Origin of the sequence: Bradyrhizobium sp. BLXBL-03 (assembly GCF_051853015.1) — a bacterium.
In the GTDB taxonomy this organism is placed as follows: domain Bacteria; phylum Pseudomonadota; class Alphaproteobacteria; order Rhizobiales; family Xanthobacteraceae; genus Bradyrhizobium; species Bradyrhizobium manausense.
This window is the reverse complement of the sequence record NZ_CP182470.1, coordinates 8,208,748-8,221,213: the sequence shown is the minus strand read 5'-3', so window position 1 is coordinate 8,221,213 and position 12,466 is coordinate 8,208,748. Positions and strand designations below refer to the sequence as shown.

Genomic DNA, 12,466 nt, shown 5'->3' with positions numbered 1-12,466 from the left:
GCATCTCCACGAATTTCTCCTGTGAAATCAACACCCGTTCTACTGTGCATGGGGTTGTTTTCGAAACTCGACGAGACGGGACCGAGTTCACGCCACGCGGCGAACCGCGTTCAGCGTCTCGATGGTCAGGCCGACCTCCGCCGCCGGGCAGGGCTTGCCGAAATAATAGCCCTGCACCGCGGTGCAGCCGCATTCGCGCACGAAGTCGAGCTGCTCGATCGTCTCGACGCCCTCCGCCGTGGTCTCGACGCCGAGCACCGAGCCGAGGCTCGCGATGGTGCGGACGATGGCGACGCTCTCCGGGCTTTCGCCGAGCGTGCCGACGAAGGAGCGGTCGATCTTGATGCGGTCGAACGGGAACTTGCGCAAATAGCTCAGCGAGGAATAGCCGACGCCGAAATCATCCAGGCTGACGCGCACGCCGAGCGCGCGAAGCTGGTGCAGCATCCCGATCGTCGCTTCGCTGTCGTCGAGCAGCGCCGTCTCGGTGACCTCGAGCTCCAGCCGCTGCGGCGGCAGCCCGGCTTCCGCCAGCGCGTTCGTCACCATCGCCACCAGTCCGCGCGAGTGGAATTGCACGGGCGACAGGTTCACCGCGACGATCACCTCAGGCCATGAGGCGGCCGTGGCGCAGGCGGTGCGCAGCACCCATTCGCCGATCGGAACGATCAGCCCGTTCTCCTCGGCGATCGGAATGAACTCGGCCGGCGAGACCAGGCCGCGCGAGGGATGCTTCCAGCGCAGCAGCGCCTCGAAGCCGGTCAGCTCGCTGCTGTCGAGCCGCACCTGGGGCTGGAACACCAGATGGAATTGGTTATCTTCCAGCGCGCCGCGCAGATCGTGCTCGAGCGCGTGGCGGCTGCGCGCCTCTTCTTCCATCCGCGGCTCGAACAACTGATAGGCGCCGCGCCCTTTGGCCTTGGCCTGGTACAGCGCAAGATCGGCGCATTTCATCAGCTCGTCGGCATCGAGCCCGTGGTCGGGCGCGATCGCGATGCCGACGGAGACGCCGACATGGATCGACTGGCTTTCCAGCGGCGGCGGGTGGCCGATGATCTCGACCAGGCGCCGCGCCAGCCGCTCCGCCGATTGCGGCTGCGGTCCGCGCTGGAGCACGGCGAACTCGTCGCCGCCGAGGCGGGCGACGGTGTCGTGCTCGCCGACATTCTCCTTCAGCCGCGCCGCGACCCAGCGCAGCAGCCGGTCCCCGGCAGCGTGGCCGAGCCGGTCGTTGACCGTCTTGAAATTGTCGAGGTCGAAGCACAGCACCGCCATGGACCCGCCGGCGATCGCGACCTGGTTCAGTCCCTCGCCCATCTTCTCGCGGAACAGCGTGCGGTTGGGCAGATCCGTCAGGGAATCGTGCCGCGCCATATGCGCGACGCGGGCCTCGGCCTTGTGGCGCTCGGTGACGTCCTCGTAGGTGACGACCCAGCCGCCATGCTCCATCCGCTTGTGGTTGAGCTTGATGATGCGGCCGTCGCTTAAGTGGCGGTGCAGCGTGTGTTCGCCCTCGCGCAGCCGCTCGACATAGTCGGCATAGAGCTTGGCGGCGGTCGTGTTCGGATGGATGCCGAGATCGCAGCTGTGCTCCATGATCTCGCGCATCGAGACGCCGGGCTTCACGATGTCGGGCGACAGGCCGTACATCTCGATGTAGCGGCGGTTGCAGACGATCACGTGCAGGCTCGCATCGAGCATGCACAGGCCCTGGCTCATGTTGTTCAGCGCGGCGTCGAAGCGGCGGTACTGCTCGCTCAGCTCCTCGACCGCGCGCTCGCGCTCGGTGATGTCCTCATAGGTGGCGACGAAGCCGCCTTCGGGCAGCGCGCAATAGCGCACCGAGATGATCGTGTCGTTGGTCATGCGCCGGCGCATCGGCGAGGAATCGTTGTTCTCGATCCGGGCGCGCGCGGCTTCAAGGATCTGCTGCGGGCTGTATCCGGATGAAAAGGCGCCGTTCGCCATCGATCGTTCGATCAGATCGGACAGGTGCGTACCCGGTTTGCTCTCCTCCGGCGACAGCCGGTAGATCTTCTGATAGGTGGAGTTGCAGATACGCAGGCGCATGTCGCTGTCGTAGAACGCGAGCCCATGCGCCATGTTCTCGAGCGCGGCATCCAGCATGAGGTTCTGCTGCTTCAGGGTCTCCTCGGATTGCAGCCGCTCGTTAACATCCTCATGCAGCGTCACCCAACCGCCGTCGGGCATGAACCGCGATACGGCCTGGATCTTCCGGCCGTCATAGCGCGTCACCAAAACGGATTTGGGGTTCCGGGTCAGGACATCGTTGATCCGGGCATTGCGGAATTCGTCTCCCGGCATGTCCGTTCGGTTGCCGCGGGCGAGCCAAAGGTCGATCGACTCGGTGTGCGTAATACCCGGTTTCAGGATGTTGGGATCGAGGTCGTAGAGGTGCAGGAAACGTTCGTTGCAGACGACGAGGCGGCTATCGGCGTCAAACATGATGAGGCCGTGAGACATGTTCGCGAGCGCGTGCTGGCTGCGCTCGGTCTGAAGCCGTAACTCGGCTTCTAGGCGGGCGAGGCGGCTGACGTCGTCGCAAATCGTCATCCAGCCGCCGCCGCGAAGCGGCTTCAGCTCGAGCGTGATGACAAGGCCGCTTGCGAGCGTCTGCCGGGTCCGGAACGGTTCGCCGGCCGCGATCGACGCGATCCGCGTAGCATAGAGCGCGTCGAGCTCGCTCGCCGGGATATTGCCGCGCGCTGCGCTGTGGGCGAGCACGTCGCGGTAGCACGTTCCGGGCCGGACGATGTCGGGCGACATGTCGAACAGCTCGACGTACCGGCGGTTGACCAGGACGATCCGGTTGTCCGCGTCGTAGACGCAGACGCCCTGTTCCATGCCGTCGAGCGCAAGCTGACTTAGCGACAGCAGGGCCTCCTGGCCTTGCTCGCGGCGCGCACCGAGCTCGTTGTCGCAGGTCGACATCATGGGATCAGCGGATCTCGGTGGCAATGAACTTAACACAACGTAATTCAGCCACCGAGCGTAGCGAAGAGGCGGGAAAATTCCCTTAAGCGCCGTAGTTTACGGAGGGTGTCTACTGATGCTGAGAGTGTTGATCCCAGACCGCACGGCAATTCGCGCTGTCGTAAGCGCGTATCGCGCCTACGGCCCGTACAGCACGAGTTCCGTATCGGTGAGATCGGCCAGTCGCGGGCGATGCGGGCCCTTGAAATATTTGCGGCCGCGCTGCTCGGTATAAATACCGACAAGGCCGGGAATGGGCTCGTTGGAATCGACGAGCACTGAGATCTTGCCGAGCCGCAGCAGCAGTCGGCCGATGCGACCGGCGCAGGTGGCGTATTCGGCGGCGCCGCGGCAGTAGATCAACTGCATCACCGGCGGTGCGATGAAACCGCGGCGGATGCGCACCGGTTGCAGGATGAAGGGGAATGCGCCCTTCGGCGTGCGGCAGACCAGGCTGAGGCAATTGTAGCGCGCGTGCCGTGTCAGGAGCTCGGTCTCGGCTTCGGAAAGCCCCTCGATCGTCTTGGCGTGCTGCGAGATGACCTCGATCTTGCTCCGGCGCGGCGCGCGCGACAGTGCCGGGACCGAGACGAACAGACCGCGGCAATAGGCTCGGAAGCCCTGCGTCTCGACGATCGGCCAGGTCCACGGTGCCGGGCTGATGTTGAGATAGGTCACGTGTTTGTGCCGCTGCGCGATCTTTGTCAGCAGCGGCGCGTAGTTGCGATAGGCTGGTTCGACATACCAGCTCGACAGGTTGCACTGGATGGCGGTCTCCTCGCCGTCCTTGCGCGCGGTATAGATCAGCAGCAGCACGCCGACCGGCTCGCCGTCATTGTCGAGCATGTAGCCGAAGCGCGGATAGCCGTCCGGCACCGGCCGGAAGGCTTGCCGGCGCAGGCCCTGGATCCAGTAGTTGCGCGAGCGGCCGACGAAGCCGCGCGTCAGCAAGTCCGCGATGCCTTCGACGTCGGACTCGGTGATCTCGCGACATCGGACCTTGGTATGGATCACGCTCGTCTTGCCCGTAGAAATAGGAAGCCTCTTGTTTTAGCGCCAACCTTCGCCGTGGGCGTCGGCCGCGATTTGCGGCTGGATACCCAGCATCTCCCGCACCTTGGCGGGCCAGGCGGAAAGATCTGTGCCGTGGGTGTGGAACATGGCGACGGCGAGACGATCCATGCCGAAGGCGACGCAGCCGGTGTGGGCAGGCTCGCCGTTGGCGTCCTGGATGCCCCAGGTCGTGCCGAAATGTTCGCGGTGATAGTTGAAGCTCATGCAGGCGGTCGGCTGCTCCTTCGAGCGCAGCGGGATCAGCAGCTCGAATTTGAGCTGCTGCTGCTTCTGGCTGACCGCCTTCATCTGGCCGACGCGGCCGAAGAAGGGATCGCTGGCATAGTCGACGCGGAAAGAAAGGCCGAGATCGGTCGCGATCTTCTGCGCGCGCACCATCCAGCGCTCGCGGAAATCGGCGACATCATCGGACGTGCCGATGCAGACATATTCGCGCATCCGGAACGATTGCAGCCGGTCGAGATGCTTCGATGGCTCGCGACGGAAGCAATCGGCTGCGACGTCGAAGCGCAGGCCACCCCTGGGCAGGGGTCCGCGGCTCGCCGCGATCGGATAGACCGGATAGCAGGCGGCCGGCGACAGCACGAGGTCGGCGGGCGAGAGCGACGAAGTCCAATCGCCGCCGGCGTCGAAGCGGCTCACCGCGGCGTTGATCTCGCGTTCGGTCCCGTGCAGACCGCAGACGCAGCCAAGCAAGTTCGGAAAGCTCTTGAGGTAGCCGGATTTCTCGAGCTGGGCGCGGCTCATCACCGGCGGAAAGCGCATCACCTCGGTGCCGGCTTCGCGATGGCTGGTGATCAGCGCGGCGAGCTTCTCGACGACGCCCTCATAGAGCGCGGTGCGCGCATAGACGCCGTCCGCGCCCATGCGGTGGAACAGCTTGTCGGCGAGATGATCGAGCGGATCCGCGATGTCAGGCGCGGTCTCGGGCGAATCGGGGAGGACGGCAATGTTCATGGTCCGATGTCCTGTTATCTCAAATTTGTTCTTGTTGAATTAGTCACGAAGGCTCGCCGGCACGCCGCTCATCAGCGTCGAGGTGGCGGCATTGGCCAGGATACGGTCGTTGTTGATCATGATGGGTGACGACAGGACGTCGCGCAGGTGGCGGCCCATGGTAAACACGCCGTCGTTGCGGTAGCCGGCGAGGCCTGCGGTACGCATCGCATGCATCACGGTCTCGACCGCGAGCTCGGAGGCCTGCACCTTCAGCAGCGTGATCGAGGACTGGAAGTCGAGCGAGCCGAGCGCGCGCTCGTCATGCTCGGCGCGGGCAAAAGCATCGAGATTGGCAGCGATCAAAGCACGCAGCTTGGCCAGCGACATCTTTGCGGCGGTGAAGTGCGCGGCAGCCGGCGGCATCTGGCCACCGGAAGAGCGGGCGGCCTTGCGGACGAAAGCCTGCGCGCGCGTCACCGAGGCAGCTGCAATGCCGGCCCAGGTCGATGACCAACACAGATGTGCAAACGGCGTCATGGTCTGGGCGTGGATCTTGTCATAGGCTTCCGGGAAGACGCGATCGGCAGGACAGTCGACCTTGAGCTCGAAGCCGGTCGAGCAGGTGCCGCGCATGCCCAGCGTTTCCCAGCCCTGCGTCTGCTTCAGCGAATAGTCATCCTTGGCGAGTGCCAGCAGCACCTGGTCGGAAGCAGCCGCATCGGTGGCCCGGCGGGCGATGGTGACGAGGCCGTCGGCCTGTGCGCCGTAGGAGATCACGGTGGCGTCGCGCACCAGCGAGACAGTATCGCCGGCGTGATCGACCGCGGCCGCACTGGCGCGAATGTTGCCGCCGTTCTGGCCTTCGGTGGTGGAAGAGGCGAGCAGCCATTGGTCGCGGGCGACCCGGCGCATCATGGTTTCCATCCAGGGGATACCATGGCCATGCCTGATGACGCAGGCGACCTTGGTCTGATGCATCGCGTAGATCATCGCGGTCGAGGCGCAGGCGCGCCCGAGCGTGTAGCAGATGTCGGTGACGTCATGGATTGAGGCGCCGAAGCCGCCGAACTCGACCGGGATCATGACGCCGAGCAGTTTTTGCTCACGCGCGGTATCGAATGCCTTGTGCGGGAAGCTGGCGTCTCGGTCGACGCCGTCGGCCTCGGCCGCAGCCACGCTGGCGGTGCGCGCTGCGCGCTCGATCAGGGAAGGGCCATGCTCGAAAAGGCTCGGCCGCGTTTCGTCGAAAGTCTGGACTGCTTCACGCACGTTCATACTCGTCCGCCTCCGCTTTGTCGTTCGGGATCGCCGGCATCATTCGCGATGTCGCTGAAAGAGATCCTCCGACCATCTTTGCTTGTGAGACGAGGCTACGGATTTAATTCAAATTCGTCGATGAAATACAGGGTAAACGGACCGCAATTCGGAACGAACAGTTAAAGGCCGGTTTTTCGCATCCCCCGGATTTCCGCGATCGCGTTAGGGTTCTGGAAGAAGCCCAAATTCCCGACAATCTGAGTCATCGTTTACTAAGAAACGCGAAGTATTGGTCGCGCCCATTGTGAGATCGACCCGTCGCGCCCATCGTACCGGGCGACGGGTTCGATCGATTGTGGACAGACGGGAAATTTAACCATGCAGGCCTTCGACACCGACATGCGTCACCGCATCATCAAGCTGGTGAAGGGCATCCTCGAGCAGAACTCGCTCAGCGCTGACGTCACGCCGTCGACGAAGCTCGTCGATGCCGGCCTGACCTCGATGGACATGGTCAATTTGATGCTGGGTGTCGAAGCCGAGTTCGACTTCACCATTCCGCAGACGGAGATCACGCCGGAGAATTTCCAGTCGGTCGAGACGCTGGAACGCATGGTCGCGACGCAGCTGAAGTTGGCGGCGGCGGCTTAGCTTCGCCGGGATGACGCTGAACGTGTGGCAAGCGCCTAGGCTTGTCACGCTCCGCCCCCACACCCCCGTTCCAAATTCGCCGCAAAACTGGCATAGCTTAACCATGTCGCACGCGGCGGACAGGGGTGAGTAGGCATGACACAGGCGGTATTGGGCATCATCGGCGGCTCCGGCATCTACGATTTGCCGGGTCTGGAGGGCGCACGCGAAGAGGTGATCAAAAGCCCCTGGGGCGAGCCGTCGGCCCCGGTGCGGCGCGGCACCATCGCGGGCCTGCCGATCGTATTCCTGCCGCGCCACGACAAAGGTCATCGGCTGTCGCCCTCCGACATCAACTACCGCGCCAATATCGACGTGCTGAAGCGCGCCGGTGTCACCGATCTGATCTCGCTTTCGGCCTGCGGTTCCTTCAAGGACGAGATGCCGCCCGGCACCTTCGTTCTGGTCGACCAGTTCGTCGACCGTACCCACAAGCGCGAGAGCTCGTTCTTCGGCAAGGGTTGTGTTGCGCATGTCTCGATGGCGCATCCGGTCTCGCCGCGGCTGCGCATTCATCTCGCCGCAGCGGCCGAGGCCGAGGGTATCGCGATCGCGCGCGGCGGCACTTATGTCTGCATGGAGGGCCCGCAATTCTCCACCTATGCGGAGAGCATGACCTACAAGACGCTGGGCTATTCCGTGATCGGCATGACCAACATGCCCGAGGCCAAGCTCGCGCGTGAGGCGGAGATTTGCTACGCGACCGTGGCGATGGTAACGGATTTCGATTGCTGGCATCCCGATCACGACGCCGTCACCGTGCAGGACATCATCCGCGTGCTGACCTCGAACGCCGACAAGGCAAAGTCACTCGTGGCAAGGCTGGCCAGGGATTTCCCGCGCGAGCATGAGCCGTGCCCGATCGGATCGGACCGGGCGCTCGACACCGCGCTGATCACCGCGCCCGAGGCGCGCGACCCAGAGCTGTTGAAGAAGCTCGATGCGGTGGCCGGACGCATCCTGCGCGGTTGAGACGCAACAAGAACGAAAAGGCAGTACGCCATGAAGGTCGACGGCAAGCATTTCCGCAGCATCTGGCGCGAGCGCGACGGCTGGTCGGTCGGTGCGATCGATCAGCGCCGACTACCTCATGAGTTCGTCGTTGCGCGGTTGACCTCATGCGAGGACGCGGCGGTCGCGATCCGCGACATGCTGGTGCGCGGCGCGCCGCTGATCGGCGCCACCGCCGCCTACGGCATGGCGCTGGCGATGCGCGAGGACGCCTCCGACGCCGGACTGAAGCGCGCCTACGATACGCTGGTCGTGGCGCGGCCGACCGCGATCAATCTGAAATGGGCGCTCGATGAGATGCGCGCGACGCTCGCGCCGATCGATCCGGTCGAACGGGCGGAAGCGGCCTATGCGCGCGCTGACGAGATCGTCGAACAGGATGTCGAGATCAACCGCGGCATCGCCGGCAACGGGCTGAAGCTGATCGAGGCGAGCGTGACCAGGAAGAAGCCGGGCGAGACCGTCAACGTGCTGACCCATTGCAACGCCGGCTGGCTCGCGACTGTCGATTGGGGCACGGCAACCGCACCGATCTATCTCGCGCATGAGCGCGGCATCAAGATCCATGTCTGGGTCGATGAGACCCGTCCGCGCAACCAGGGCGCCTCGCTCACCGCGTGGGAGCTCGGCCATCACGGCGTGCCGCACACCGTGATCCCCGACAACACCGGCGGCCATCTGATGCAGCACGGCATGGTCGATCTCGCCATCGTCGGCACCGATCGCGTCGCCGCCAATGGCGACGTCTGCAACAAGATCGGTACCTATCTGAAGGCGCTCGCAGCGCACGACAACAACGTGCCGTTCTATGTCGCGCTACCGTCGCCGACGATCGATTTCGCAGTGAATGACGGCATCAGGGATATCCCGATCGAGCAGCGCAGCGGAGCCGAGGTTACGGACATGACCGGCCGCACGGCCGATGGCCGGCTCGAGACCGTGCGCATCGTGCCGGAAGGTTCGCCTGTTGCGAATTACGCCTTTGATGTGACCCCAGCGCGCCTCGTGACGGGCCTCATCACCGAGCGCGGCGTGCTGAAACCTGATCGTGCTTCGCTCGCGGCTGCGTTCCCCGAGCGCGTCGCTGCCGCGGCAGAGTAGGCTATATTCAAGCGATGTCTCGCCACACCCGTCATTGCGAGCGCAGCGAAGCAATCCAGAATCCCTCCGCGGAAAGACCTTGGATTGCTTCGCTGCGCTCGCAATGACGAGGATGATAGACTATCCCAGCTTCAACCCCGTCGCCGCCTCGAGCTCCGCGATCGCCTGCGCCCCGCTCGTCACCTTGATCGTGGTCATGCCCATCTCGCGCGCGGGCTTCAAATTGACCCCGAGGTCGTCGAGATAGACGCATTTCCTCGGATCGACCTGCAGCGTTTCGACCATCAACTGGTAGATGCGCGGGTCCGGTTTGCGCAGGCCGATCTTGGCGGATTCGATGACGTGGTCGAACAACACCATCACCTCGGCGACATAGAGCGAGCGCCCGGTCATGCTGCCGATGGCGTTGGCCGGAAGGTTGTTGGTGATGCAGCCGGTCTTGAACGCGGCCTTGATGCGCTTCAGCGCCTTGACCATCTCGGGGCGGAGATCGCCCTGGAGCAGCGGCAGCACGTCGCGGCCGCGCACTTCGGCGCCGAGCGCCAGTGATTCCGCCGCGAACAATTTGTCGAATGTCTCGATGTCGACCTCGGCGCGCTCAAATTTGGCCCAGGCATTTTCCAAATGGTTGGCCGCGTTGGTACGCCTGATAATGTCGACGGGCAGGCCACGCTCGGTCTCGAACCGCGAAAACGCCTCGAACGGCGAGCTCGTCAACACGCCGCCAAAATCAAAGATCACCGCCTCGATCGCCAATGTCCTGCCCTCGTCAATTGCTTTCCAAGAGGGCTAGCATGCGCTATCGGCAGGGACCAGTCCTGCCGATGCCCGAACCTGTTCCATGAAGAAGCTTGCCATATTCGCCATAGCCGCGCTGCTGGTTACGACGCCCGGTCATGCCATCGTCGGCGGCGGCACGCCGCAGACGGAAGGCGTTGCGCGCGCGGTTGTCACCATCGTCGGCTCGCGCGGCAATTTCTGTACCGGCACCTTGATCGCTCCGATGCTTGTGCTCACGGTCGCGCACTGCGTGCAGCCGGGCGCAGACTACAAGATCGTCGAGCGAGGCGCGGACGGTCAGCCGCAACTGCTGAACGCGCGCACCGTCGCGATCCATCCGGCCTTCAACATGCAGGCAATGCTGGCGCATCGCGCCACGGCCGACGTGGCATTGCTGCAACTGGAAATTCCACTCAAGGGAAAATCGACGGTGTCGGTCGGAGCGCCAACTATTCCAGTCCAGGTCGGCAGTCGCTTCACCATCGCCGGGATCGGCGTCACCGTGCGCGGCGACGGCAAGAGTGGCGGCACGATTCGCGTTGCGGGCCTCGTTGTTACCGGCCAGCCCGGCACGTTCCAGATCCGTCTGGTCGATCCGGTAACCAACGGTGTTCGCGACGGAATCGGCGCTTGCACCGGCGATTCCGGTGGTCCCGTGTTTGAGGACAAGCCTGGTGGCGCGGTGCTTGTCGGGGTCATCAGCTGGTCGACAGGGCCGAATAATGCCGCGGGCTGCGGCGGATTGACCGGTGTCACGCCGCTGACGCTCTATCGCGACTGGATCCTGCAGACGGCGCGGAGCTGGGGCGCGGCGTTGTAGTTTGATCGCGACTTGATCTATGTCATTTTGCAAGGGAAGCGCGGTTGGCAACCATGCCCGTCGCGGAGGAAACGCGTCGCCAAGCAATGGCGGCCTGAAAATGACAAGGCATAGAAGCAAAAATGAATGTCGCCGTTCGCAGTCACGCCGCCACTCAACAGGCCTCAGAACATTTCGACGTGCTGATCGTCGGCGCCGGCATCTCCGGCATCGGCAGTGCCTATCACATCGAAAAGCAGCTGCCGGGCACCAGCTACGTCATCCTGGAGACGCAGGCGACGTTCGGCGGTACCTGGACCACGCATCGTTATCCCGGCATTCGCTCGGACAGCGATCTCCATACCTTCGGCTACAGCTTCAAGCCTTGGGTCGGGCCGCCGATCGCCACCGCCGAGGAGATCCTCGCCTATATGAAAGAGGTGATCGACGACAACGATATCGCTCGCCACATTCGCTACAAGCACAAGATCATGTCGGCGAGCTGGTCGAGCGAGCGGAATCTCTGGACCATCGAGGCGGTGACGACGGATACCGACGAGGCAAGGACCTTCACCGCAAACTTCCTCTGGATGTGTCAGGGTTACTATCGCCATTCCGAAGGCTACACGCCGGAATGGAAGGGCATGGACCGCTTCAAGGGGCGCATCGTCCATCCGCAGACCTGGCCTGACGACATCGACCTCAAGGACAAGAGGGTCGTGGTGATCGGCTCGGGGGCGACTGCTGCGACGTTGGTGCCGAACATCGCGGACGACTGCGCGCATGTCACCATGCTGCAGCGCTCGCCAACCTATTTCCGCCTCGGGCGCAACGCCATCGAGATCGCCGAGGAATTGCGCCGGCTTCAGGTCGATGAAGCCTGGATCCACGAGATTGTCCGGCGCAAGATCCTGTTCGAGCAAGACGCATTCACGAAGCTCTGTCTGGCCAAGCCCGAGCAGGTGAAGAAGGAGCTGATCGGCCAGATCAGCGCGGTGCTCGGTCCTGATTACGACGTCGAGACGCATTTCACGCCGAGCTACCGGCCGTGGCGGCAGCGCATCGCTTTCGTGCCCGATGCCGATTTGTTCAAGGGCATCGCCAGCGGCAAGGCTTCGGTCGTCACCGACGAGATCGAATGCTTCGTCGAGAACGGTATCCAGCTCAAGTCCGGCAAGTTGCTGGAGGCCGATGTCATCGTCACCGCGACCGGTTTCAATCTTTCGGCGCTCGGCGACATCGCCTTCGAGATCGACGGCAAGCCGCTCGCTTTCGGCGACACCGTCACCTATCGTGGCATGATGTTCACGGGCGTGCCGAACATGGTCTGGGTGTTCGGCTATTTCCGCGCGAGCTGGACCTTGCGCGTCGATCTGGTCGCCGATTTTGTTTGCCGCCTGCTCGGTCACATGAAGGCGAAGGGGGCGAAGAAGGTCGAGGTCAAATTGCGGCCCGAAGATCACAACATGCCGATCCTGCCCTGGATCGATCCGGAAAACTTCAATCCCGGCTACATCATGCGCAACATGAACCTGCTGCCCAAGCGTGGCGACAAGCCGGAATGGCAGCACAGCCAGGATTACTGGACCGAGAAGGACGAAATCCCGAAGACGGATCTGGATGACAAGGCGTTTGTGTATGGGTGAGGGGGGCTTGATGTGTCTGGCGAGAGCGTCCGCTCCGCACTCCACCCTCGTCCCGGCGAAGGCCGGGACCCATAACCCCAGGGAATAGTTTTGCGAAGGCTCGTTGTCCGGTACGACTAGCTTTCAAAAGCCGAGCGATCACGCGGTATGGGTCCCGGCCTTCGCCGGGACGACA

Annotated in this window: 10 protein-coding genes; 5 read left to right on the top strand and 5 right to left on the bottom strand. The window is 63.6% G+C overall.

Going from position 1 to position 12,466, the window contains the following annotated elements; translation table 11 throughout:
- Positions 1–87 precede the first annotated feature (87 nt).
- The 4 genes from ACNJX9_RS38710 to ACNJX9_RS38695 form a co-directional block, all read right to left on the bottom strand.
- The gene (locus ACNJX9_RS38710; protein WP_439407322.1) at positions 88–2,955 is read right to left on the bottom strand and encodes a PAS-domain containing protein; all 2,868 of its coding nucleotides are present in this window, start codon (positions 2,953–2,955) and stop codon (positions 88–90) included.
- A 177-nt stretch (positions 2,956–3,132) separates the two neighbouring features.
- The gene (locus ACNJX9_RS38705) at positions 3,133–4,008 is read right to left on the bottom strand and encodes a hypothetical protein (RefSeq protein WP_057749954.1); all 876 of its coding nucleotides are present in this window, start codon (positions 4,006–4,008) and stop codon (positions 3,133–3,135) included.
- A 36-nt stretch (positions 4,009–4,044) separates the two neighbouring features.
- Positions 4,045–5,025 carry an amino acid--[acyl-carrier-protein] ligase gene (locus ACNJX9_RS38700; RefSeq protein ID WP_439407321.1) on the bottom strand — a complete coding sequence of 327 codons (981 nt, stop codon included), beginning with the start codon at positions 5,023–5,025 and terminating at the stop codon, positions 4,045–4,047.
- Between the two features lie 39 nt (positions 5,026–5,064).
- Entirely contained in the window at positions 5,065–6,282 is a 1,218-nt protein-coding gene (locus ACNJX9_RS38695) for an acyl-CoA dehydrogenase family protein (RefSeq protein ID WP_439407320.1), read from the bottom strand.
- Between the two features lie 360 nt (positions 6,283–6,642).
- On the opposite strand from ACNJX9_RS38695, the gene ACNJX9_RS38690 reads away from it, so the two are divergent.
- From ACNJX9_RS38690 to mtnA, 3 genes are all read left to right on the top strand, one after another.
- Complete coding sequence (locus tag ACNJX9_RS38690) at positions 6,643–6,915, top strand: phosphopantetheine-binding protein (RefSeq protein ID WP_057749945.1); 273 nt, start codon at positions 6,643–6,645, stop codon at positions 6,913–6,915.
- 135 nt (positions 6,916–7,050) lie between these two features.
- A complete protein-coding gene (locus ACNJX9_RS38685) occupies positions 7,051–7,926 on the top strand; it encodes an S-methyl-5'-thioadenosine phosphorylase (RefSeq protein WP_057749943.1) in 876 nt (291 codons plus the stop codon).
- A gap of 30 nt (positions 7,927–7,956) precedes the next feature.
- Complete coding sequence (mtnA, locus tag ACNJX9_RS38680; RefSeq protein ID WP_439407319.1) at positions 7,957–9,066, top strand: S-methyl-5-thioribose-1-phosphate isomerase; 1,110 nt, start codon at positions 7,957–7,959, stop codon at positions 9,064–9,066.
- 120 nt (positions 9,067–9,186) lie between these two features.
- Here the strand turns inward: mtnA and ACNJX9_RS38675 are convergent, their stop codons facing one another.
- Entirely contained in the window at positions 9,187–9,822 is a 636-nt protein-coding gene (locus tag ACNJX9_RS38675; RefSeq protein WP_439407318.1) for an HAD-IA family hydrolase, read from the bottom strand.
- Between the two features lie 85 nt (positions 9,823–9,907).
- Between ACNJX9_RS38675 and ACNJX9_RS38670 the strand changes: the two genes are divergently transcribed.
- Together ACNJX9_RS38670 and ACNJX9_RS38665 are read left to right on the top strand one after the other, a co-directional pair.
- Complete coding sequence (locus tag ACNJX9_RS38670; protein ID WP_439407317.1) at positions 9,908–10,666, top strand: S1 family peptidase; 759 nt, start codon at positions 9,908–9,910, stop codon at positions 10,664–10,666.
- Positions 10,667–10,788: 122 nt separating this feature from the next.
- The gene (locus ACNJX9_RS38665) at positions 10,789–12,291 is read left to right on the top strand and encodes a flavin-containing monooxygenase (protein WP_439407316.1); all 1,503 of its coding nucleotides are present in this window, start codon (positions 10,789–10,791) and stop codon (positions 12,289–12,291) included.
- Positions 12,292–12,466: the final 175 nt, after the last annotated feature.

Excerpts from the sequence above, each read along its gene's own strand:
- ACNJX9_RS38685 (WP_057749943.1), top strand. The coding sequence starts at position 7,051 with ATGACACAGGCGGTATTGGGCATCATCGGCGGCTCCGGCATCTACGAT.
- ACNJX9_RS38670 (WP_439407317.1), top strand. The coding sequence starts at position 9,908 with ATGAAGAAGCTTGCCATATTCGCCATAGCCGCGCTGCTGGTTACGACG.
- mtnA (WP_439407319.1), top strand. The coding sequence starts at position 7,957 with ATGAAGGTCGACGGCAAGCATTTCCGCAGCATCTGGCGCGAGCGCGAC.
- ACNJX9_RS38710 (WP_439407322.1), bottom strand. The coding sequence starts at position 2,955 with ATGATGTCGACCTGCGACAACGAGCTCGGTGCGCGCCGCGAGCAAGGC.
- ACNJX9_RS38700 (WP_439407321.1), bottom strand. The coding sequence starts at position 5,025 with ATGAACATTGCCGTCCTCCCCGATTCGCCCGAGACCGCGCCTGACATC.
- ACNJX9_RS38665 (WP_439407316.1), top strand. The coding sequence starts at position 10,789 with ATGAATGTCGCCGTTCGCAGTCACGCCGCCACTCAACAGGCCTCAGAA.
- ACNJX9_RS38695 (WP_439407320.1), bottom strand. The coding sequence starts at position 6,282 with ATGAACGTGCGTGAAGCAGTCCAGACTTTCGACGAAACGCGGCCGAGC.
- ACNJX9_RS38690 (WP_057749945.1), top strand. The coding sequence starts at position 6,643 with ATGCAGGCCTTCGACACCGACATGCGTCACCGCATCATCAAGCTGGTG.